This window comes from Streptomyces sp. NPDC127119, assembly GCF_042677425.1.
Classification (GTDB): Bacteria; Actinomycetota; Actinomycetes; order Streptomycetales; family Streptomycetaceae; genus Streptomyces.
This window is the reverse complement of sequence record NZ_JBHXTO010000025.1, coordinates 65,893-86,191: the sequence shown is the minus strand read 5'-3', so window position 1 is coordinate 86,191 and position 20,299 is coordinate 65,893. Positions and strand designations below refer to the sequence as shown.

Below are 20,299 nucleotides of genomic sequence, written 5' to 3'. Positions count from 1 at the left end.
CGGCCACGACACGCGACGGGAAGGGCCGGCCCCCGCGGGGGCCGGCCCTTCCCGTCGCGCATCACGCGCACCTCAGAGGCTGACGATCCGCGCCGCCTTGCGTACCTGCTCGACCAGCAGCGCCTGCCGCAGCAGCGCCTCTCCCAGTGCCGCCCGCCCGGTGCCCGACAGGGCAGCCGCCGCGAACGCGTCGAGCGCGTTGCCCACCTGGTGGTCGGCCGCCAGCGTCAACTCGGTGGTCCTGTCCTGCTGTTCGAGGCGGACCACCGGGCGGTGCTCCCGGGGCGGGGTGAAGGCCCGCGGCACGCTGATCCGGCCCAGGCTGCCCCACAGGGCGTACGCGGAGCGGTAGGAGTGCTGGAAGCCGAAGTCGAGCTGGGCGGTCACCCCGGTCGCCGTGGAGAGCAGCGCGCTGCCGGCGACGTCGACCCCGGTGGCCTCGTCGACGCGCAGACAGGCACCGAGGACGTCGAGTTCCCCGTCGAGCTGGAGCTGGGCGGCGCGCAGCGGATAGACACCGACGTCCAGCAGGGCGCCGCCGCCGAGCCGCGCGTCGTGCCGGAAGGACGACGGGTGGGGCGGCGGTACGCCGAAGGAACTGGAGAAGACCCGCAGTTCGCCGATCTCGTCGCGGGCCAGGTCCCGTACCGCCGCGTGCTGCGAGTGGTGCAGGAACATGAAGTTCTCGGTGAGCGCGAGACCGAGCCGGGCGGCCGTCGCGACCAGTTCGGCGCTCTGTTCGTACGTGGTGCTGAGCGGCTTCTCCACCAGGACGTGCTTGCCCGCGGTGAGCGCCTCGGCGACCCATTCGTGGTGCATGCCCGGGGGCAGCGGCACGTAGACGGCGTCGATGTCGTCGCGGTCGAGGAGCGCCCGGTAGCCGGTCACCGCCGCGCAGCCGAACCGGGCCGCGAGCCGTGCGCTCCTGGCCCCGTCCCGGCTCGCCACGGCCACCAGCCGCACCGACGGGTGCTCCACGATCGCAGGCAGGATCCGGCGCACCGCGATGTCGGCACAGCCCAGCACCCCCATGCGGAGTCCGGGCCGTGGAGTGTCCTCGGGCATCTGCCACCTCACCTGTCGGATACGTCGCCGAACAAGCTAGCCGGAGCAGGTCGAAAGCCCCTGGAAGCCCGCTGGAGCAGGCCCTTTCCGCGGGGACTCCATGGCTCCTCTACCGAGCGGCGCGAGCATGGCCCCGAGGCAATCCTTACAGGAGGGACGGCTATGACGTCGGACACCAAGGCCCTGGTCCTGGAGCAGGTTCGCGAGTACCACCGGCAGCAGGAGCCCGGGAACTTCGTACCGGGAGTGACACCGATCCTCTCCTCGGGGGCGGTACTGGACGAGGAGGACCGGGTCTCCCTGGTGGAGGCGGCCCTGGATCTGCGGATCGCGGCCGGGGCGCACTCCCGGCGTTTCGAGAGCAGGTTCGCCCGTCACATCGGCGTACGCAAGGCGCATCTGGTGAACTCGGGTTCCTCGGCGAACCTGCTGGCCCTGTCCGCGCTGACGTCCCCGCGCCTCGGTGAGAAGCGGCTGCTGCCGGGCGACGAGGTGATCACGGTGGCCGGCGGCTTCCCCACGACGGTGAACCCGATCTTCCAGAACGGCCTCGTGCCCGTGTTCGTGGACCTCGAACTCGGCACGTACAACACGACGGCGGAGCGCGTCCGGGCCGCGATCTCGGACCGGACCCGGGCCATCATGATCGCGCACACCCTGGGCAACCCCTACGAGGTCGCGGAGATCCAGCAACTGGCCACCGACCACGAGCTGTTCCTGATCGAGGACAACTGCGACGCGGTGGGCTCGACCTACCAGGGGCGGATGACGGGCACCTTCGGGGATCTGGCCACCGTCAGCTTCTACCCCGCCCACCACATCACGACGGGCGAGGGCGGCTGCGTCCTGACCCGCAACCTCGAACTGGCGCGGATCGTCGAGTCGTTCCGCGACTGGGGCCGGGACTGCTGGTGCGAGCCGGGCGAGGACAACACCTGCCTCAAGCGGTTCGACTACCAGCTGGGCGACCTCCCCAAGGGGTACGACCACAAGTACATCTTCTCGCACATCGGCTACAACCTGAAGGCGACCGACCTCCAGGGAGCCCTGGCGCTCAGCCAGTTGAAGAAGCTCCCGGAGTTCGGCGCGGCCCGGCGGCGCAACTGGCAGCGGCTGCGCGACGGTCTCGCGGACGTCCCCGGTCTGCTGCTGCCCACCGCGACCCCCGGCAGCGACCCGAGCTGGTTCGGCTTCGTCCTCACCGTGCTGCCCGACGCCACCTACACCCGCCGCGACCTGATCGCCTTCCTGGAGGAGCGGCGCATCGGCACGCGACGGCTGTTCGGCGGCAACCTGACCCGGCACCCGGCGTATCTCGGCACCCCCCACCGGGTGTCGGGGGACCTGCGCAACTCCGACATCATCACCGAGCAGAGCTTCTGGATCGGGGTGTACCCGGGCATCACCGAGGAGATGACCGACTACATGCTGGAGTCGATCGTCGAGTTCGTCACCAAGAACGGCTGAGCGGCCCGGGGGCGGTGGTCAGCCGATCATGCGGTCGAGCAGCGCGTCCTCCCCGCACCCGGGCACGTCCAGCCACGGCTCCGCGGAGAGCACCGCCTGCTGCAGCCGCTGCAGGCGCGGGGAGGGCGAGAGCCCCAGTTCCTCCGCCAGCCTGCGGCGCAGCCTCTGGTAGACGTCGAGTGCCTGCCAGGAGCGGCCCGCCCGGTACAGCGCCGTCATGCACTGGGCGTGCAGCCCCTCGTGCAGCGGATGGCGTCCGGTCAGCTCGATCAGCTCGGTCAGCAGCTCCGCGTGGCGGCCCAGCCTCAGGTCCGCCTCCAGACAGCGCTCCAGCACCCCGAGCCTGCTCTCCTCCAGCCGGGCCACCTCGATGCTCAGCACGGGCCCGATGCGTACGTCGACGAGCGCGGATCCGCGCCACAGGGCGAGCGCCTCACGGAAGTACGCCGACGCCCTCTCCTGCCGGTCCTCGCCCGTGGCGACCCGGCCCGCGGCGACCAGCCGCTCGTAGCGCGGTACGTCGACGGCGTCCGTGGGCGCCTGCCAGCAGTAGCCGCCGTACTGGGTGACGAGGACGTCCTTGGCGGACACCCCCGCGTCGGCGCCGTAGGCCGCGGTGAGCTGCCGGCGCAGCTGGAGGATGTACGTGTGCAGGGTGGCCAGCGCGCTCTGCGGCGGCTCGCTGCCCCAGATCTCCTCCATGAGCGTCCCGACGGGCAGGACGCGGTTGGCGTGAATGGCCAGCAGGGCCAGAATCTGGCGTGGTTTCGCCGCTGTCGGCACGATCGACCGGCCCCGAACCTCGGCCGTCAGCGGTCCGAGCAACCATATGTCCATCTTTTTCTCCCCCATGTGGTCCACGGAGCACCGCGAAGAGCTCCTCGCTCAGGGAGTCTCGCTGGCTGCTTCCGGTATCAACCAGTGCCAGGGGCCCGGCCAGGCATATGAGGAACCTATGCGCAAGATGTGCATTTCTCATATGGGCCCTGTGCGTGACGCACTGGTATCGGCCAGTGACGAACGTAAGGATGGCGGCAACGCGCAGGGCCCCGGCCGGGGTCGGGCGCGCCGACCGAAGTCGACAGCGAACAAGGAGCACCCATGTCACGGATCACGCCTCTGCTCGACGGCGACGCGGCGATCGCGAGAGGCGCCGACGATCTCGTGATCACTGAATTCGGCCCCGAATCCGGTGACACCACCGACGGCCGCATCTGCATCTGCTGGATGCCCGGAGCCGGCGCCGGTTCCTCCGCGGACGGCGGCCGTCAGACCCGATGAGCCGTCCCGCCCCGGACGACGGGCTCCCCCGGCTGGGGTTCGCACCGCATCTGCGGGTCGAATCGGCGCCCGGGGAGCCCGTGTTCCTGATGACCGAGGACCGGGTGACCACGCTCGGCGGTGAACAGGTCGCGCTGCTCGCCCCGTTGCTCGACGGCAGCCGCGACCTGCCCGGGATCGTCGCCGACGCGGCCCCCGGGCTGTCGCCCGAGCGCACCGAGCGGCTCGTGGCCAGGCTGCTGGGCGCGGGTCTGCTGTCCGCCTATCCGCCGGACGGCCGCGCCGGACCCGAGCGCGCCTACTGGGCCCTCACGGGTCTCGCGGCCGGGCCCGACGCCGGCCGGGGCGCCCTGCTGGCCCCGGTCGACCTCACCGAGGACACCGGCGGCGCCCTGTGCGAGGCCGTGTCGGCGGCCGGTCTGCGGACCGCGGCCGTGGGCAAGCCCGCCGATCTGACCCTGGCGCTGTGCCACGACTACCTCGATCCGCGGCTGAGCGCCCTGGACGCGGAACACCGTGCGGCGGGCCGCAGTTGGCTGCCCGTGCGGGCGAGCGGCACCCATCTGTGGGTGGGCCCGTTCTTCTCCCCCGGCGAGGGTCCGTGCTGGAGCTGTCTCGCGGACCGGCTGCGGCTGCGGCGGCGCAGCGAGGCGTACGTCCAGCACCGGCTCGGGCTCGGCGGGCCCGCCGAGCACCGGCCGTCGTATCTGCCGACGGGCCGGGCGGCGGCCCTGCACCTGGCCCTCCTCGAGGCGGCGAAGTGGCTGGCGGGGCACCGCGATCCGCGCCAGGGCACCCTGTGGCGGCTGGACACCCGCACCCTGGAGAGCGGCCGTCATCCCGTACGGCGCCGCCCGCAGTGCGCCCGCTGCGGCGATCCCCTGCTCGTACGCGACCGGGTGTCGGCCCCCGTCACACTGTCCCCGCGGCCGGTGCGCGACACCGGCGGAGGGGGCCACCGGACGGCCGGTCCGGACGAGGTCCTCGACCGGTACGGGCATCTCGTGGACCCCGTCACCGGGCTGGTCGGCGAGATCCGCCGGGATCCGCGGGGGCCGGAGTTCCTCAACTGCTTCCACGCGGGGGCCCAGCCGCCCTGGGACCCGGCGAAGCCGCCGCCCGCGCTGCACACACCGCTGCGCAGCCCGGGGTCGGGCAAGGGCGTCACCGAGGCACACGCGAAGGTGAGTGCGCTGGCCGAGGCGCTCGAGCGGTACAGCGGGTACTTCCAGGGCGACGAGCCGCGTCTGCGGGGCAGTTACCGCGAACTCGCGGACCGGGCCGTCCACCCGGACGGCGTCCAGCTCTTCGACCGGCGGCAGTTCGCGGACCGGGCTGCCTGGAACCGTGCGCACGGCCCCTTCCACCAGGTGACCGAGCCCTTCGACAAGGACGCCCCGCTCGACTGGACGCCCGTCTGGTCACTGACCGAGGAGCGGCAGCGCCTCGCGCCGACGAGCCTGCTCTACTACAACGCCCCGGACGCGGACACCCGTTACTGCCGGGCCACCTCCAACGGAGCCGCCGCGGGCACCAGTCTGGAGGACGCCGTCGTACACGGCTGCCTGGAGCTGGTGGAGCGGGACGCGATCGCCCTGTGGTGGTACAACCGCACACGGCAGCCCGGTGTCGTCCTCGACGGGCGGGACGAGTGGACCGCCGGGACCCGGGCCTCGCTCCGGGACATGGGGAGGTCGGTGTGGGCCCTCGACCTCACGTCCGACCTCGGCATCCCCGTGGTCGCGGCCGTCTCGGCCCGGATCGGCGAGCCGGCCGAGGACGTCGTACTGGGCTTCGGCGCCCACTTCGACGCGCGGATCGCGCTGCGCCGGGCACTGACCGAACTCAACCAGATGCTGCCGCCGTTGACGGGCGGACCGCCCGGCGGAGGGACCGCCTACACCGGCGACGACCCGGAGGCCCTCGCCTGGTTCCGGCACGCCACGACCGCCAACCAGCCCTATCTGCTGCCCGCCGCCCGCCGGTCCGCCCGGCCGCCCGCCGCACTGCGCCCGCCCGCCGACGCCGCGGCCCAGGCCGGGGCCCTGGTCGAGCTGCTGCGCCGGCACGGCCTCGACGTACTCGTCCTCGACCAGACCCGTCCCGATGTGGGGCTGCCCGTCGCCAAGGTGCTGATCCCCGGACTGCGCCCGCACTGGGCGGGATTCGGTCCCGGCCGGCTGTTCGACGTACCGGTCGCGCTCGGCCGGCTGGCCCGGCCGACGGACTTCACCGAGCTGAATCCCTTTCCCCTGCACCTGTGACGGAATGAAGTGTTCCCCTTTACGGAATGAAATCATCCACTTGTTTTGGCGCACCGGAGCAAACCTTTTCACTTCACCGGCGGTCTTCTTCCTTTAGGGAGTCCGAAGCACACTCCACCCCACCGGGTTTCGCTTCTGGGCGGTTTCGATCGATTACTATCGATGGCGACTTCTCATCCTCCCGGTATGCCGTGAGAGGGTGGGCACGGCACAACCTGACTCACTAATTCGTTCGGTTCGTCCGGGGGGAAGAGATGCAAGGTTCTGCCCTGCATGATGGCGCGCGCGTCGAACAGGAGGACGCGCGAAGCAGGCACCTCGCCCGTGGCACCTCCATCGCCATCACCTTCGCAGTGCTTGTGGCCTTCTTCGGCATCGGAGTGACCTACCTGGTGGAGGGCCACCCCTCACCTCTCGGGCTGGGCACGGGCATCACCACCCTGCTCCTGGTCTACGGGCTCCAACTGGCGCATTCCTTTCCCCATCTGTCGCCCCGGCTGGCCCGCCGGCAGTACTGGACCCTCGGGTTCCAGGCGCTCCTCACGTACCTTCCGTTCCTCTTCTACGCCGAGGCCTGGCTCGCCGCTCCCGGCTTCCTCGCCGGCTCCGCGCTGCTCGTGCTCCCCTCCCGCTGGAAGTGGCCCGCGTACGGGACGGCCGTGGCGTCGGCCGGCCTGCTGGTGCTGGAGACCGGCCTGGGCCGCGGTTCGGTCTGGTACGGGACGGTGGCGACCGCGCTGACCGGCCTGGTGGTGTACGGACTCTCCGAGCTGACCCGGCTCGTCCAGGAGGCCCACCGCACCCGCGGCGAGCTGACCCGGATGGCGCTGGAGGCGGAACGGCTGCGGTTCTCCCGCGATCTGCACGACCTGCTGGGCATCAGCCTCACCACCATCGCCTTCAAGTGCGAGCTGGCACGACGGCTGCCGCCCTCCAAGCACGCCCGGCTCCACCAGGAGCTGACGGAGATCCTGGACACCACCCAGCGGGCCTTCGCCGACGTACGGGCTGTCTCGCAGACCTACCGCGCCATGTCACTGACCGCGGAGGTCGACACCGTCTTCGCGACCCTCAGGGACATGGGCATACACGCCGTCTTCCGCGGCGGCGCGGGGCCCCTGCCGCCCCACATAGAGACCACGCTGGCCACGGTCCTGCGCGAGGGGATCACCAACATGCTCCGGCACAGCAGGGTCGGCACCTGCATCGTCCAGCTCAGCCGCGAGCCGGGCGCCGTCGGACTGATCGTGACCAACGACGGAATTCCGGCGCAGCCGTCCGGCCCCGCCGGGGACACCCGGCCGGGCAGCGGACTCACCAACCTTCGCGAACGCATCGAAGCGGTCGACGGCAGACTGAACATCAAGATCATGGACGACAAGTGGTTCTCGCTGACGGCGGTCGTCCCGCTTCCGGCCGGAACACACGAGTCCAAGCGGCCCTTCCTGCGGACCGCCGCCGGTCCCGCCCGCCCCCCGGCGCACCCCCCGGAGAGCGAGCTGCGCGACTCGGCGACGGTCGCCTGAGCCGCGGGGCGGTCAGATCCAGCCGCCCTCGCGGGCGATCCGTACCGCGTCCATGCGGTTGCGCGCGCTCAGCTTGACCACCGCGCTGCTCAGGTAGTTGCGCACGGTACCCGGCGACAGGAACAGCCGGCGGGCGATCGCCGCGGTGCCCTCGCCGGCTGCGGCGAGCCGGAGGACCTCCAGCTCACGGGGGGCCAGCGGCTGTGTCACGTCTTCGAGCGCCGCGACCGCCAGCTGCGGGTCGACGGCGCGCTTGCCGGCGGCCACCGCGCGGATGGCGCCGACGAGTTGCGTGGGATCGGCGTCCTTGCGCAGGAAACCCGTGGCCCGGGTGGCCAGCGCCCGGCGCAGCGTGCTGGCGTTGCCGAGTCCCGTGAGCATGAGAATCCGGCAGTCGGGCACGGCGGTGCCGAGCGCGGCGGCGGCGGAGATGCCGTCCATGCCGGGCAGGCCGATGTCGAGCACGGCCACGTCCGGTTGCAGTGCGCGCGCCCTCGGTACGATCTCGTCGCCGCGGCCGACTTCGGCCACCACCTCGAAGTCGGCTTCCAGCGACAGAAGTTCGGCCAGCGCCCGGCGCAGCATCGCCATGTCCTCGGCGATCAGAATCTTTATCATGGCCCCCCACATCGACCGCACACAGGTCGCCCGGTCCTCATACTCTCATCCGGAAAGCCAGAACAAGGCTTCGAGGCGCCAAGTTCCCTGCCTTTCGGTTGACTTCCTCCCGGGGTTCCGTTTGCGAAAGGAAGTCGCAGATTCAATCACCCCGGTAAACCCGGCCGATTTCCCCTTTCGGGCGGCTGGGGCGGTAGCGGTGGCTTTACGGATCCTGCCGTTCATGGCCGTTCACGGCGGAGGCACCCTGTGGCCGCGTCCGTGACGAGTGCGGCCAGGGCGATGTTCGCGCGGTGGCCGGGGCGCACCGCGGTGACGTCGAGGTGGTGGACGGGGATGCCGGTGAGGTAGAGGTCGCCGATCAGGTCGAGGAGTTTGTGGCGGGCGGGTTCGTCGGCGAAGCGGGTCCGCCCTACGTACGCGTCGTCGCCGATGACGACGACGGAGGGCGCGTCGAGTCCGCGCCCGAGGCCGTGCGCGCGGGCGCGGGTGAGCTCCGACTCCAGGACGAGCGTGCGGGCGGGGGCGACCATGTCCGCGTAGTCGGCGGGGAGTCGGACGGTGACGGTCTGCCGGACCGGGAACCGGGGTGCGCGGTCGTAGGTGACGCTCCACAGCCCGGTTCCGGGACGGGCCCGCAGGACCGTGTCCCCGTACGCGTACCGGACGGGCCGGAGCAGACGGGGAGGCCGCCAGGGGCCGAGGTCGCGCAGGCCCACGGCGTGGAGTGCGTCGGTGAAGGGCCGGGCGCTGCCGTCGCAGCCGGGCACCTCCTCGCCGGAGAGGTGGATCTCGGCGTCGGTGACGCGGGCGCCCGCCAGAGCGCTCATCAGGTGCTCGACGGTGGACACCGGACCGAGGCGGGTACGGCGGTCGGTCGCGGTGACGTGCGCGACGCGGGCCGGGACTCGGGTGGTGCGGGCCTGTCGGGTGGTGCGGGTGGTGCGGGTGAAGGCGATTCCGTCGTCGCCCGGGGCGATGGTCACGGTGACGGGTAGCCCCGAGTGCAGGCCGACGCCGTCGAGGAGGACGGGGGCGCGCACGGTGGCGCGCCGGTCGGTCACCGGCCGGCGTCCAGTCGCTCTTCCAGCTGCCGTATCCGTTCGAGCAGTTCGGGCAGTCGGGGCAGCAGTGCGTCGAGGCGCAGTTGCCGGGCGAGGGGGCGGGCGGGAGTGCCGGTGTGGTCGCCGGGGGTGTCGATGTCACGGGTGACGGTGCCGTGGGCGCCGACACGGACGTCGTCGGCGAGCGTCGTGTGGTCGAACACCCCGCTGCCGCCGCCCAGGACGCAGCGCCGGCCGAGCGTGGCGCTGCCGCCGACGCCGGACAGGGGTACGAGCAGGGTGTGGTCGCCCAGGGTGGCGTTGTGCCCGACGCAGGTGAGGTCGCCGAGCTTGACCCCGTCGCCCAGGACGGTGTCGGCGCAGGTGGCCCGCTCGACGCTGGCCAGCGCGCGGATCTCCACGTCGTCGCCCGCGCGGACTCCTCCGGCCTGCGGCACCCGTCGCCACCCGGCCGGGGTGGGCGTGAAGCCGAACCCCTCGCCCCCGACGACGGCTCCCGGGTGCACGGTGCAGCGCTCGCCGAGGCGGACGTCCCGGCAGAGCACCGCGTGCGGGTGGAGCACGCTGTCGGCGCCGACGCGGCAGTTCGGCCCCACGTAGACGAAGGGGTGGATCCGCGTGCGCGGTCCGATGACGGCTCCGCGCTCCACGACGGTGTAGGGACCCACGTACGCGGTGGGGTCGATGGCGCAGTCCGGATCGGTCACCGCGGTGGGGTGGACGCCCGGGGGCGGGGCCGGGGCCGCCCGGCGGTCGAGCTCGCCCAGCAGTTGGTGGAAGACGTCCCGCGGGTCGTCCACGTGGACGTGCGGCCTGTCCACACCCGTGAGGGCGCGCGGCAGCAGGAACGCGCCGACGCCCGCCATGCGCTCCAGCGCGCTCGCCCGCTCCGCGTAGGCGAGTCCCGACGGATCGGTGGCCCGGGTGTCCGTCGGACGCACACGCATCCCGGCGTCGCCGCAGACGGAACCGTCGTACGCCTCGGCGATCTCGCCCAGGGACCAGTGCATGAGCCCACCACCTCTACGCGTCGCGAGCCGGACGGGGCCGGGGTACGACCGGCGTGGTCCCCCGGCGGGACGGGCCGGCGAGGAACGCCCGCAGCTCCGGCATGAGTTCTCCGGCGTCAGGCATACCCGACGGCGGGGCGGTGAAGTCGGCGAGGCCGGTGAATCCGTCGAAGTGGCGGCGCAGCGCGTTCTGTTGGGCGGCGGGGATGCCGTGGCGTCGCATGCCGACGTGGTTGAGGCCGCGCTGCCGGGCCGGGACGCCGTCCACGACGGTGAAGGGCAGGACGTCCCGTTCGACCTTCGTCAGGCCGCCCACCATCGCCAGACGCCCGACGCGCACCCACTGCACGAGGCCGCTCCCGCCGCCGATCACGGCGTGGTCGCCGACTCGCACATGTCCACCGAGGGCGGCGCACTGGCTGACCACCACGCCGTCGCCGAGGACGCAGTCGTGTCCGACGTGCGTACCGCCCATGAGAAGGCAGTCGCTGCCGGTCCTGGTGGGTTCCTCGCCCGTGGAGCGGTGCACGGTCGCGCCCTCCCTCAGGACGGTGCCGGGGCCCAGCACCGCCCTGGTGGCCACGCGCGCGTCGAACTTCAGATCCTGCGGATCCCCGCCGACGACCGCGTGCACGCCCACGACCGCACCCGCGCCCAGGGTCGCCGAGTTGTGGACGACCGCGTGCGCCTGGACGCGTACCCCGTCGCCCAGTTCGGCCCCCTCCTCGACCACGGCGAAGGGACCGATCCGCACCCCGGAACCGAGTGCGGCGCCGGGGGCCACGCAGGCCGACGGATGGATGCGCACGGCGGGATCACCGTCACCGCACTGCTCAGCGTCCTGCCACATCCCACCATCGTGACCACTCCGAGGGCCGCGGGTGCGCCTTATTACCTGATCCGGGGTGATGACACGGCCGTCGTGAGGACCGTCGAAGGCGCCGAGGGCACGGAACGCGTCGAGGGCACCGTTCTCGCCCCCGTGCGGCGGGTTGCCCACGGGTGCGAGGACGGTGCCCTCGGCGGAAGGAGTCGGATCTCGGCGGGGACCGGGATCAGGAGGCGTGCACCTGGTCAGGGCCCTGCATCTTGCCCTGACCCTTGCCTCCCGGCTTGCGCCTCGGCTGACGGTCCGTCGAACCGTCGAGCACCCAGACCAGGCCGGCGATCAGCGCGAACAGTCCGATCGGCGCCGCGACGTAGAGGCCCAGCGTCTCGATGACGCTCAGCTTCTGCGCGGGGTCGTCGCCGTCGTCGCGCGTCAGCGCGAGCGCGGGGGACGACATCATGATCATCATCAGCGTCGTACCGGCAGCCAGGGCGCCGGCGCGCAGGGCGTTCTTCTTGTCCACGGTGCAAACGTAGCGAACTCCTGTTGCGGCCGCGCGCCCGGGGGTGCCGTACGGGGTGCGATGCGGGTTTCGATACGGATTCCGGCGCGGATTCCGGTGTGCGTTCCGGGGCCTCACGCGGTGGGCTCCCGGCCGCCGGTGGCCCCGCCTTCGCGCAGCACCTCGATGAGGGCGTGCAGCCGGGGCGAGGCGGCCAGTTCCTCCAGAGTGACGGGCCGGCCCTCGGCGTCGGCGACGGGCAGCCGCCAGTTCGGGTACTGGTCCCAGGTGCCCGGCAGGTTCTGCGGGCGGCGGTCGCCGACGGCGTCCGGGAGCCAGACGCCGACGAGACGGGCGGGGGTACGCAGCAGGAAGCGGTGCACAGCCTGGATCTCTGCCTCCTCCGACTGCTCCGAGACACCCCCGGCGGCCCCCTGCAGCAGCCCGAGCCGGGCGAGCAGCGCCAGCCACTCCCCCACGTCCGCCGCCGCCTCGGCCCGTTCCTCCCCCACCGGGCGGGTCAACAGGCCCAGCCGGTCGCGGAGTTCGACGTGGTCGCCGGTGAGGCGGGACGCGGTGGGCGGCAGGTCGTGGGTGGTGGCGGTGGCGAGACAGTCGGCGCGCCAGCTCTCGGGGGGCAGCGGCAGCCCCGTACCGTCCCAGTCGCGTTCGAACCACAGGACGGAGGTGCCGAGCACGCCGTGCGCGTGGAGGGTCTCGCGCACACCCGGTTCCACGGTGCCCAGGTCCTCGCCGATCACCAGGGCCCCGGCGCGGGAGGCCTCCAGGGTGAGGATCGCGAGCATGGCCTCGGCGTCGTAACGGACGTACGTGCCCTCGGTGGCCGGGCGGCCCTGCGGGACCCACCAGAGCCGGAAGAGGCCCATGACGTGGTCGATGCGGAGCGCGCCCGCGTACCGGAAGAGGGCGCGCAGGAGGCGGCGGTACGGGGCGTAGCCGGACTCGGCGAGGCGGTCCGGGCGCCAGGGCGGCAGCCCCCAGTCCTGGCCCTGGACGCTGAAGGCGTCCGGGGGCGCGCCGACGGACATGCCGGCCGCGAAGACCTCCTGCTGCGCCCAGGCGTCGGCGCCACCGGGGTGGACCCCGACAGCGAGGTCGTGCACGAGCCCGACGTCCATGCCGGCGTCGCGGGCGCTGCGCTGGGCGGTGGCGAGCTGGGCGTCCGTCAGCCAGGCGAGCCTGCTGTGGAAGTCGACGCGGTCCATCAACTCGGCGCGGGCGCGGGCGGTTTCGGCCGAGCGGGGGTCGCGCAGGCCCTGCGGCCACCGCGTCCAGTCGGAGCCGTACACCTCCGCGAGGGCGTACCAGGTGGCGTGGTCCTCCAGTGCCTCGCCCTCCTCGGCGAGGAAGTCGCAGTAGGCGGCCCGGCGGCCGGGCCCGAGCGGCACCTCGCGGACCAGTTCAAGAGCCTCGCGCTTCAGCTCCCAGACGGCGTCGCGGTCGATCAACGCGCCCTTGTCGAGCACGGATTCGCGCAGCCGGCGGGCCCGCGTCAGCAGCGCGAGCAGCCGTTCGCGGTCGTTCTCGTCGACGTACGCGAACTCGGGGACGTCCTCGACGCGCAGATACACGGGGTCGGGGTAGCGGCGCGAGGACGGCCGGTACGGGGACGGGTCGGTGGGCGCGCCGGGCACGGCCGCGTGCATCGGGTTGACCTGGACGAATCCGGCCCCGAGCGCGCGTCCCGCCCAGGCCGTCAGCTCGGTGAGGTCGCCGAGGTCGCCCATGCCCCAGGAGCGCCGGGACAGCAACGAGTAGACCTGCACGAGCAGCCCGTACGTACGTCCGGTGGGCGCGGGCAGCTTCGCCGGGGCGACGACGAGATGGGCGCGCGCGGTACGCCCGTCGGGAGCGGCGGCCTCCAGCACGTGCACCCCGGTCGGCAGCCGCTCGACGGTCTCCCGGACCTCGCCCTGCTCGGTCCGGACACTCAGCCGGGTCCCGGCGGGGAGCGCGGCGAGGGCGGCTTCGAGCAACGAGCCACCGGGTGGGCCGGTCGGCGCGGCGGGGCCTGTATCGCTCGCCGGGGCCGCCCCGTCACCGGCCGCCGCTCCCGGGCCGGCGTCGTCGGCCGCGGAGGCGGGGGCGTCGCCCGTCAGCGGCGGGGCCGGGGACGTGGTCCCGGTCCAGCACACCACCGTCGGCGGCAGCAGCCGTTCCCGGAGCTCCTTCTCGCGGGCCGCGAGGGAGCCGCGGACGGCGGCCGGTGTGCCCGCGGCGACTCCCAGCGCGGTGAGCGCGGCGACGACCGCCGTGTCCGAGGCCGCGACCGTGCGGTCCGGGGACGGACTGTAGGACGTGGCGACGCCGTACAGCGCGGCGAGCCGGGAGAGCGGCATCAGACCCCCGACGGGTCCAGGCCGGCGGCGGCACCCAGGGGAGTCGGCTCACTCGTCAGGGGCGCGGCGTCGGCGAGCGGAGGTTCACTGGTGAGGGGCGCGGCGGCGGCCAGCGGCGGTTCGCTGGTCAGCGGTGCCTCGGCGCTGGAGCCCTCGGCGCCGGCGTTGAAGATGCAGTAGAGCGGGTGGGGGTCGGATCCGGGGTCGGCGGGCACGTCCGCCGGACGTTTGGAGAGGGCCGAGAGCAGAAGCTGTGCCGATGCGGCCACGGGGGCCTCCTTGGTCGTCGTGCGGGCGGGTCAGGGCTGCCCCTACCCAGCGGGCGGGCCCGCAGACGTGAGAGCCAGGACATCGTGCTCCTCTTCACATTCTGTCCCGGATCACCCGAATCACCAAGAGCGCCCGATCGAACACAGAGAGCGACCGCCAGGCGCTCCTGAAATGGCCCATTCGCTCGCTATGCGCATTGGGTGCGCCCGCGCCGCGGTGCGCCTGGCGGCTGCCGTGGGCGTCGGCTTCACAGGCGTACGTCCGGTGTTCCCCGAGGATGTGCGCCACCCACGGGAGGACCTGCCGCGGGAGGGCCTGCCGCGCGACGCCTACGACATGGCGTTCCCCACCACAGGCGTGGACCTGGTGGGCGCGGCCGTCCTGCTGGCACTGCCGATCAGCCTGAGCGGCCTGACCGTGGGCGCCGCCGAGTCCGCCGACCACCCGGCGCCCTGGGCAGCACACAGCCCCGGGTCCCACCGGGGCCGGCCACGGCTGTGGAGCCGGCCCGGGGCAAACCAAAGGCCCGGGTCGTCAGGCGGAAATGCCGTCGATCCGGGCCATCGCGTCCTCCGCGCCGTACGGCTGCAGGTAGGGCAGCCAGCGCGGATCCCGGTGCCCGGTGCCGATGATGCGCCACGCGAGCCCCGACGGCGGGGCCGGTTTGTGGCGCAGGCGCCAGCCGATCTCGACCAGGTGGCGGTCGGCCTTGGTGTGGTTGCAGCGGCGGCAGGACGCCACCACGTTGTCCCAGACGTGCTGACCCCCGCGGCTGCGCGGGATGACGTGGTCGACGCTGGTTGCGACGCCACCGCAGTACATGCACCGGCCGCCGTCCCGGGCGAACAGTGCCCGGCGGGTCAGCGGAACGGGCCCCCGGTAAGGGACCCGCACGAACCTTTTCAGCCGGACCACGCTGGGCGCGGGGACGGTGACGGTGGCGCTGTGCATGAAGGCGCCGGATTCCTCAAGAGAAACTGCCTTGTTCTCAAGGACCAGGACGAGCGCGCGGCGGAGCGGTACGACGCCGAGGGGCTCGTACGACGCGTTGAGGACCAGGACATGCGGCACGGACGGCCTCCTTGTACGCCGGCGGCGCGTGGCTCGCGCCGGGACGATCTGCAGTCAGTCTCCCCTCATGCCTGGTGGAAGCGCCACCATGTCCCGGTAACGGGCTGGGAGTGTTTTCGACCACATCTCCTTCATCCCCACGTGAGCACAGTCTCTCCCTCGAACATTGCAACGATCCGCACACGGTGCCCCGTTAGTGTGGTGTTTCCGCCCGTCGGCATTCCACCAAATGTCCCCTGCCACGGGCGGGCCGCTACGCCTGGAGGTACCTGCCGTGTTCTTGTCCGTCCTGTCGGCCGCCGATCCCACCGAGGAACCGACGTCACCGACGCTCCAGGACGCCCAGGAAAGCGCCACCAACGCCGCCAGCTGGGTGGAGCAGAACTGGTCCACCTGGCTCAGCATCGGACTGCGCATATTGCTCATCGTCATCATCGCGGTGGTGCTGAGAGTGGCCGTGCGGCGGACCATCACGAAGTTCATCGACCGGATGAACCGAACGGCCCAGGCGGTCGACGGCACGGCGCTCGGCGGCCTCCTGGTCAACGTCGAACGCCGCCGCCAGCGCTCCCAGGCCATCGGTTCCGTCCTCCGTTCGGTCGCGTCCTTCCTGATAGTGGGCACGGCGGCGCTGATGATCCTGGGCACGTTCCAGATCAATCTGGCGCCGCTGCTGGCCTCCGCCGGTGTGGCGGGCGTGGCGATCGGTTTCGGCGCCCGCAACCTCGTGACGGATTTCCTCTCCGGCGTTTTCATGATCCTTGAGGATCAGTACGGCGTAGGGGACACGGTCGACGCGGGGGTGGCGTCCGGCGAGGTCATCGAGGTGGGCCTGCGGGTCACCAAGCTCCGCGGCGACAACGGCGAGATCTGGTACGTCCGCAACGGCGAGGTCAAGCGCATCGGCAACCTCTCCCAGGGCTGGGCCACGGCCGGCGTCGACGTCACGGTCCGCTCGGACGAGGACCTCGACCGCGTCCGCTCGGTCCTCGCGGAGGTCGGCGAGGCGATGAGCAAGGACGAGCCCTGGAACGAGCGCCTGTGGGGCCCGATAGAGGTACTGGGCCTGGACAGCGTCATCCTGGACTCGATGGTCGTACGTGTCAGCGCCAAGACCATGCCGGGCAAGGCCCTCTCCGTCGAACGCGAACTGCGCTGGCGCATCAAGCAGGCCTTCGACCGAGCGGACATCAGCATCGTCGGCGGCCTCCCGATCCCGGCAGAGGACGCCCCGGCCGCCGACCCGACGGCGGGCATGGCGGCCCCGTCGGCGTACTCCAACACAGGCTCGGCCCAGTCGCAGGCGGCGTCCCCCCTGACCCCTCCGGCCGTCGTTCCGTCGAGCGGGGCGAAGTAGGGGCGAGAGGTTTCTCATACGGGCTGATGCGCGTGCGGGGCGGTTCCGGAAGCGATCCGGAGCCGCCCCGCACGCGTCTGCGGGCCGCGGGCCGCGGGCCGCGGAATGAGCGGACCGGCTGGTCCGGCGTCGCAGCCGATCCGAGGTCTAGGAGGCGTGTTCTGACTCGCGCTCGGCGGCGAACTCGTCGAGCAGCTCGAACAGGACCTTGATCGCACGCTCCTCATCCTCGTCCGAGAGGTTCCAGAGGTCGTCCCAGCCGTTCGGGAGAGCGACGTGCAGGACCTGGCCGGGCCAGAAGTGTTGGCATTCCCGGCCCCGGCGGGCGACAAGCCATTCGTGCCAGCCGGCGAGCCCGTGGCCGCCGTGCCGGCCGGCGTGCTGGTCGTAGCCGATCAGGAAGGCGGTCACCATGTGGAAGGAGGCCTTGCCGACGAACATGCCGGGGCGATCGCCGACGCGGGCGAAGTACTCACGTTCGCTCATCTTCGACACATGGTTCGCCTGATCATTGGCCACGAGCAGGAGCTTAGTGACCCAGCCCGTCCGGCTGAAGGTGTCCCCGGATCGGCTGTGACGAACGGTCAGCCGCTTCCGACAGAACGAGTCCGGTTTGCCCGGAGCGAGAACCGTCAGCGTCTGCGGCGAGGACAAGCACCCACTCCGCGTACACGGTCTTGCCGGTGCCGCGCACCTCTACGCCCCACCGGTCCGCCAGGGCCGCGACGAGCAGCAGTCCGCGGCCGAACTGGTCGGTGTCCTGCGCCGGGCGGGGCCACGGCAGCCGGTCCCCTCGCGGGTCGCCGACCTCGACGCGGAGCGTGGCGGCACCGAGTGAGATCCGCGCGCGGATCAGCCGGTCCTGGAGGCTGCCGTGCAGCAGGGCGTTGCTCATCAACTCCGAGACGACCACGGCGACGTCCCCGGCGCGGTCGGGATGCCCCCACTCCCCGACGAGCCGCGCGGCCCGCCGCCGGGCGAGCGTGACGCTGTGGGCGAGGGGGGTGTAGTCGAGGGAGTCCTCGTGAAGGAGGGGTTCAGCCATGGGACACGTACCTCTCGGGCAGCAAACGACTCCGCTGAGTAAGCGATTGAGCACTGAAAGTAGAGAAGCGGCAATCTCGGATGCAAGTCACTCGGAGATATTTGTCTCCAAAGAGTGAAGGTGGCATCCGGCCCGGGGTGAGCGGGGCGACACTGAACCCATGAATGGGACAGCGCAACTAGGGAACCGGGTATCAACTGTCCTTGGGCGCAAGCTCGGTGGCGAGTTGCTTCGGCTACGTGACGCCTCGGCGAAAACCCAGCATCAGGCGGCCGAAGTCATCAACGCGACCAACTCGAAGATCGTGAAGATGGAACGGGGATGGGTGCCCATGCGGGACCCGGACATCCGTGTTCTGTGCGAGCTGTACGGGTTGGAGGACCGCGACACGCTCGCCCGGCTCCTGGAACTGGCGAAACTGGACCGTGAACGCCGCAAGGCCAAGGGCTGGTGGCAGCATTCGCCCAACGCCGGCGGTCTGGCCGAGTACGTCGCCATGGAGGACGCGGCGACCCACATCCGCAACTGGCAGTCCTCGCTCGTGCCAGGCCTGTTCCAGACGTCCGAGTACACCCGTTCGCTCTCCGTGAGCGAGGGCGACTGGGAGGATCCGGACGACATCGAACGCTGGGTCGAGGTCAAACAGAGGCGCCAGGAGCGACTTTTGGGTGAACGCCCGGTCACGGTGTACGCGATGGTCTGGGAAGCCGCACTACGCCAACAGGTCGGCGGCACCACTGTCATGCATGCACAACTGGAGCACCTGCTGGACCTCACCGCACTGCCGAACGTACGCCTGCAAGTGGTTCCGTTCCGCGCCGGTGGACACCCTTGCATCGCCGGACCGTTCAGCATTCTCTCCTTCGCCGAGACCGGGGCACTCGACGTGGTTCAGGTGGACTCCCTGACAGGCCCGATGTGGGTCGAGGACGAAACGAAGGGCACCATGTACAGCGAGCGCTTCAATCGCACAGCTCGCCTGGCTCTGGCCCCGCGCGACTCCATCACCCTCATCGACGGCCTGCGCAAGGAGATCTGACCGTGTCCGACTTCCACTTCGTGAAGTCCAGCTACAGCACCTTCTCCGGCGAGTGCGTAGAAGTCGCCCTCAACGCCCCGCACACCGTCGCCGTCCGCGACTCAAAGACCCCCGACGGCCCGATACTCCGCCTCTCCCCCACGGCGTGGGCGGAGTTCACCGCCGCAGGTGCGCTCGACGGCGCCCGCCGACACTGAGTCAGTCCCGGCTCCTGCGGCCGACGTGAGAACAAGCGATCTCCACTCGTCCCCCTGGACCCCGTAATCGAATGTCGCACCTCTGGCCCCCGCCGTATTGACGGTCGCCCGCCGCGCAGCGATGATCCGAGAGCGCTCTCTGACGTGGACACGATCAGGAGGACCCCCCGGATGTCTCCCACCCGCAGTCGGCTCGCCCGCCTGGTTCCGTTCGGGCTTGCCGCCGCCCTCCTCCTCGCCCTCGGGCAGGCCGCGACCACCGCCGGGGCCGCCGCGAGCGCCGAGGCCGTCACCGCGGGCACCCTCGGCCGCACCACCCTCGGTGGCGCCGACCCCAGTGTCATCAAGGTCGGTGACCTCTACGTCGCCGCCAAGTCCGTGGACGGTGGGATCGCCGTGCGGACCGCGGCCACCCTGGAGGGCATCGCCGCCGCGCCCAAGCAGCAGGTGTGGCGGGACACCGGCGGGCTCGGTGAGGTCTGGGCGCCCGAGATCGTGCACCACGACGGCGCGTACCGCATCTACTTCGCCGCCGGCACCGGCGCCGCCCACCGGATGTACCACATCAGCTCGGCCAGCCCGGCCAGCGGCTACTCCGCCGCCACCAAGGTCGCCCTCCCCGGCGACAAGTGGGCCATCGACGGCGCCCCCTTCACCTTCAACGGCCAGCGCTGGTTCGTCTGGTCCGGCTGGGCCGGTGACACCAACGTCGAGCAGAACCTGTACGTAGCCCGGCTGAGCGGTGCCACCACGTCCACCGGCGACCGGTACGTCATCTCGCAGCCCCGCGAGTCGTGGGAGCGGGTCGTCGGCAACCCGTACATCAACGAGGCGCCCCAGCCGATCGTCGACCCCAACGGGCAGTTGCACATCGCGTACTCCGCCAACGGCAGCTGGAGCGACCAGTACTGCATCGCCGACCTGCGGCTGCGGGCCGGCGGCGATCCGACGTACGTGTGGGACTGGTACAAGTCCAACGGCTGCCTGTTCGGGTCCCACCGCGCGACCATGATGTCCGGCTGGGACCCGACGCTGAACGTCGACGGCCCCGGCCACCACACCTTCGTCCTGCCGCGCGGCGACGCCACCGCCGGGCCGCCGTCCGGCAACCGTTTCCCGACGATGTTCCACGCGGTCGCGAAGGGCACGCCGTACTCGTGGTCCAACCGCTACTGGTACACCGGCACGGCCGTCTGGTGGGGCAACACCACGTACAGCCGCGCCAACGTCCCCGGCTCCCCCACCAACACCGGGTTCAGCCTCAAGTTCTTCGAGTGAGCCTCCACGGACGCCCTCGCACCACCCCGCCCCCGCAGGTAACGACTCTGTTGCCG

The 20,299-nt window shown here is 71.7% G+C and carries 20 protein-coding genes; 8 read left to right on the top strand and 12 right to left on the bottom strand.

Annotated features, from left to right (window positions below):
* Positions 1–72: 72 nt before the first annotated feature.
* Positions 73–1,065, bottom strand: a complete 993-nt coding sequence (locus ACFVH5_RS14635) for a Gfo/Idh/MocA family protein (protein WP_385833981.1) — start codon at positions 1,063–1,065, stop codon at positions 73–75.
* Between the two features lie 162 nt (positions 1,066–1,227).
* Here ACFVH5_RS14635 and rfbH point away from each other — a divergent pair, with 162 nt between their 5' ends.
* Positions 1,228–2,532, top strand: a complete 1,305-nt coding sequence (rfbH, locus tag ACFVH5_RS14630; RefSeq protein ID WP_385833980.1) for a lipopolysaccharide biosynthesis protein RfbH — start codon at positions 1,228–1,230, stop codon at positions 2,530–2,532.
* 18 nt (positions 2,533–2,550) lie between these two features.
* Here the strand turns inward: rfbH and ACFVH5_RS14625 are convergent, their stop codons facing one another.
* A complete protein-coding gene (locus ACFVH5_RS14625; protein ID WP_107016449.1) occupies positions 2,551–3,369 on the bottom strand; it encodes an AfsR/SARP family transcriptional regulator in 819 nt (272 codons plus the stop codon).
* 264 nt (positions 3,370–3,633) lie between these two features.
* Here ACFVH5_RS14625 and ACFVH5_RS14620 point away from each other — a divergent pair, with 264 nt between their 5' ends.
* The 3 genes from ACFVH5_RS14620 to ACFVH5_RS14610 all read left to right on the top strand — a co-directional run bounded on the left by ACFVH5_RS14620 (position 3,634) and on the right by ACFVH5_RS14610 (position 7,603).
* Entirely contained in the window at positions 3,634–3,813 is a 180-nt protein-coding gene (locus ACFVH5_RS14620; protein ID WP_210882549.1) for a hypothetical protein, read from the top strand.
* The gene (locus tag ACFVH5_RS14615) at positions 3,810–6,077 is read left to right on the top strand and encodes a TOMM precursor leader peptide-binding protein (protein ID WP_385833978.1); all 2,268 of its coding nucleotides are present in this window, start codon (positions 3,810–3,812) and stop codon (positions 6,075–6,077) included. Before ACFVH5_RS14620 ends, ACFVH5_RS14615 begins: the two co-directional genes overlap by 4 nt.
* A gap of 254 nt (positions 6,078–6,331) precedes the next feature.
* Positions 6,332–7,603 carry a sensor histidine kinase gene (locus tag ACFVH5_RS14610; protein ID WP_385833976.1) on the top strand — a complete coding sequence of 424 codons (1,272 nt, stop codon included), beginning with the start codon at positions 6,332–6,334 and terminating at the stop codon, positions 7,601–7,603.
* 12 nt (positions 7,604–7,615) lie between these two features.
* Here ACFVH5_RS14610 and ACFVH5_RS14605 read toward each other — a convergent pair whose 3' ends face one another.
* The 8 genes from ACFVH5_RS14605 to ACFVH5_RS14570 form a co-directional block, all read right to left on the bottom strand.
* Positions 7,616–8,221 carry a response regulator gene (locus tag ACFVH5_RS14605; protein WP_384802511.1) on the bottom strand — a complete coding sequence of 202 codons (606 nt, stop codon included), beginning with the start codon at positions 8,219–8,221 and terminating at the stop codon, positions 7,616–7,618.
* Positions 8,222–8,442: 221 nt separating this feature from the next.
* Positions 8,443–9,285: a UDP-3-O-acyl-N-acetylglucosamine deacetylase gene (locus ACFVH5_RS14600; protein ID WP_385833974.1), complete on the bottom strand. Its 843-nt coding sequence runs from the start codon at positions 9,283–9,285 to the stop codon at positions 8,443–8,445.
* Positions 9,282–10,295 (bottom strand): UDP-3-O-(3-hydroxymyristoyl)glucosamine N-acyltransferase, encoded by a 1,014-nt coding sequence (locus tag ACFVH5_RS14595; RefSeq protein ID WP_385833972.1) that lies wholly within the window; start codon positions 10,293–10,295, stop codon positions 9,282–9,284. The genes ACFVH5_RS14600 and ACFVH5_RS14595 overlap by 4 nt, the downstream gene beginning before the upstream one ends.
* 13 nt (positions 10,296–10,308) lie before the next feature.
* Positions 10,309–11,145: an acyl-ACP--UDP-N-acetylglucosamine O-acyltransferase gene (lpxA, locus tag ACFVH5_RS14590; protein ID WP_385833970.1), complete on the bottom strand. Its 837-nt coding sequence runs from the start codon at positions 11,143–11,145 to the stop codon at positions 10,309–10,311.
* Between the two features lie 205 nt (positions 11,146–11,350).
* Complete coding sequence (locus ACFVH5_RS14585) at positions 11,351–11,647, bottom strand: hypothetical protein (RefSeq protein WP_384802499.1); 297 nt, start codon at positions 11,645–11,647, stop codon at positions 11,351–11,353.
* Between the two features lie 113 nt (positions 11,648–11,760).
* On the bottom strand, positions 11,761–13,986 hold the full coding sequence (gene malQ / locus ACFVH5_RS14580; protein WP_385833968.1) for a 4-alpha-glucanotransferase: 2,226 nt from the start codon (positions 13,984–13,986) through the stop codon (positions 11,761–11,763).
* Positions 13,986–14,255 (bottom strand): hypothetical protein, encoded by a 270-nt coding sequence (locus ACFVH5_RS14575; protein WP_384802493.1) that lies wholly within the window; start codon positions 14,253–14,255, stop codon positions 13,986–13,988. The genes malQ and ACFVH5_RS14575 overlap by 1 nt, the downstream gene beginning before the upstream one ends.
* 535 nt (positions 14,256–14,790) lie before the next feature.
* Positions 14,791–15,327, bottom strand: coding sequence for an HNH endonuclease (locus ACFVH5_RS14570; RefSeq protein ID WP_107016193.1), 537 nt, complete (start codon positions 15,325–15,327; stop codon positions 14,791–14,793).
* Positions 15,328–15,556: 229 nt separating this feature from the next.
* Between ACFVH5_RS14570 and ACFVH5_RS14565 the strand changes: the two genes are divergently transcribed.
* Positions 15,557–16,684: a mechanosensitive ion channel family protein gene (locus tag ACFVH5_RS14565; RefSeq protein WP_384802481.1), complete on the top strand. Its 1,128-nt coding sequence runs from the start codon at positions 15,557–15,559 to the stop codon at positions 16,682–16,684.
* 147 nt (positions 16,685–16,831) lie between these two features.
* On the opposite strand, the gene ACFVH5_RS14560 is transcribed toward ACFVH5_RS14565, so the two are convergent.
* Together ACFVH5_RS14560 and ACFVH5_RS14555 are read right to left on the bottom strand one after the other, a co-directional pair.
* Positions 16,832–17,203 carry a hypothetical protein gene (locus ACFVH5_RS14560; RefSeq protein WP_385833966.1) on the bottom strand — a complete coding sequence of 124 codons (372 nt, stop codon included), beginning with the start codon at positions 17,201–17,203 and terminating at the stop codon, positions 16,832–16,834.
* A gap of 10 nt (positions 17,204–17,213) precedes the next feature.
* Positions 17,214–17,729: an ATP-binding protein gene (locus tag ACFVH5_RS14555; RefSeq protein ID WP_385833964.1), complete on the bottom strand. Its 516-nt coding sequence runs from the start codon at positions 17,727–17,729 to the stop codon at positions 17,214–17,216.
* 160 nt (positions 17,730–17,889) lie between these two features.
* On the opposite strand from ACFVH5_RS14555, the gene ACFVH5_RS14550 reads away from it, so the two are divergent.
* The 3 genes from ACFVH5_RS14550 (at position 17,890) to ACFVH5_RS14540 (ending at position 20,243) form a co-directional block, all read left to right on the top strand.
* Positions 17,890–18,768 (top strand): helix-turn-helix domain-containing protein, encoded by an 879-nt coding sequence (locus ACFVH5_RS14550; protein ID WP_385833962.1) that lies wholly within the window; start codon positions 17,890–17,892, stop codon positions 18,766–18,768.
* Positions 18,769–18,770: 2 nt separating this feature from the next.
* Positions 18,771–18,965, top strand: coding sequence for a DUF397 domain-containing protein (locus ACFVH5_RS14545; RefSeq protein ID WP_385833960.1), 195 nt, complete (start codon positions 18,771–18,773; stop codon positions 18,963–18,965).
* Positions 18,966–19,136: 171 nt separating this feature from the next.
* A complete protein-coding gene (locus ACFVH5_RS14540; protein ID WP_385833958.1) occupies positions 19,137–20,243 on the top strand; it encodes a glycoside hydrolase family 43 protein in 1,107 nt (368 codons plus the stop codon).
* Positions 20,244–20,299: the final 56 nt, after the last annotated feature.

What these genes read in the sequence shown, in the direction of transcription:
- ACFVH5_RS14635 (WP_385833981.1), bottom strand. Translation starts at nt 1,065, where the DNA reads ATGCCCGAGGACACTCCACGGCCCGGACTCCGCATGGGGGTGCTGGGC.
- rfbH (WP_385833980.1), top strand. Translation starts at nt 1,228, where the DNA reads ATGACGTCGGACACCAAGGCCCTGGTCCTGGAGCAGGTTCGCGAGTAC.
- ACFVH5_RS14625 (WP_107016449.1), bottom strand. Translation starts at nt 3,369, where the DNA reads ATGGACATATGGTTGCTCGGACCGCTGACGGCCGAGGTTCGGGGCCGG.
- ACFVH5_RS14620 (WP_210882549.1), top strand. Translation starts at nt 3,634, where the DNA reads ATGTCACGGATCACGCCTCTGCTCGACGGCGACGCGGCGATCGCGAGA.
- ACFVH5_RS14615 (WP_385833978.1), top strand. Translation starts at nt 3,810, where the DNA reads ATGAGCCGTCCCGCCCCGGACGACGGGCTCCCCCGGCTGGGGTTCGCA.
- ACFVH5_RS14610 (WP_385833976.1), top strand. Translation starts at nt 6,332, where the DNA reads ATGCAAGGTTCTGCCCTGCATGATGGCGCGCGCGTCGAACAGGAGGAC.
- ACFVH5_RS14605 (WP_384802511.1), bottom strand. Translation starts at nt 8,221, where the DNA reads ATGATAAAGATTCTGATCGCCGAGGACATGGCGATGCTGCGCCGGGCG.
- ACFVH5_RS14595 (WP_385833972.1), bottom strand. Translation starts at nt 10,295, where the DNA reads ATGCACTGGTCCCTGGGCGAGATCGCCGAGGCGTACGACGGTTCCGTC.
- lpxA (WP_385833970.1), bottom strand. Translation starts at nt 11,145, where the DNA reads ATGTGGCAGGACGCTGAGCAGTGCGGTGACGGTGATCCCGCCGTGCGC.
- malQ (WP_385833968.1), bottom strand. Translation starts at nt 13,986, where the DNA reads ATGCCGCTCTCCCGGCTCGCCGCGCTGTACGGCGTCGCCACGTCCTAC.
- ACFVH5_RS14565 (WP_384802481.1), top strand. Translation starts at nt 15,557, where the DNA reads ATGTCCCCTGCCACGGGCGGGCCGCTACGCCTGGAGGTACCTGCCGTG.
- ACFVH5_RS14555 (WP_385833964.1), bottom strand. Translation starts at nt 17,729, where the DNA reads ATGGCTGAACCCCTCCTTCACGAGGACTCCCTCGACTACACCCCCCTC.
- ACFVH5_RS14550 (WP_385833962.1), top strand. Translation starts at nt 17,890, where the DNA reads ATGAATGGGACAGCGCAACTAGGGAACCGGGTATCAACTGTCCTTGGG.
- ACFVH5_RS14540 (WP_385833958.1), top strand. Translation starts at nt 19,137, where the DNA reads ATGTCTCCCACCCGCAGTCGGCTCGCCCGCCTGGTTCCGTTCGGGCTT.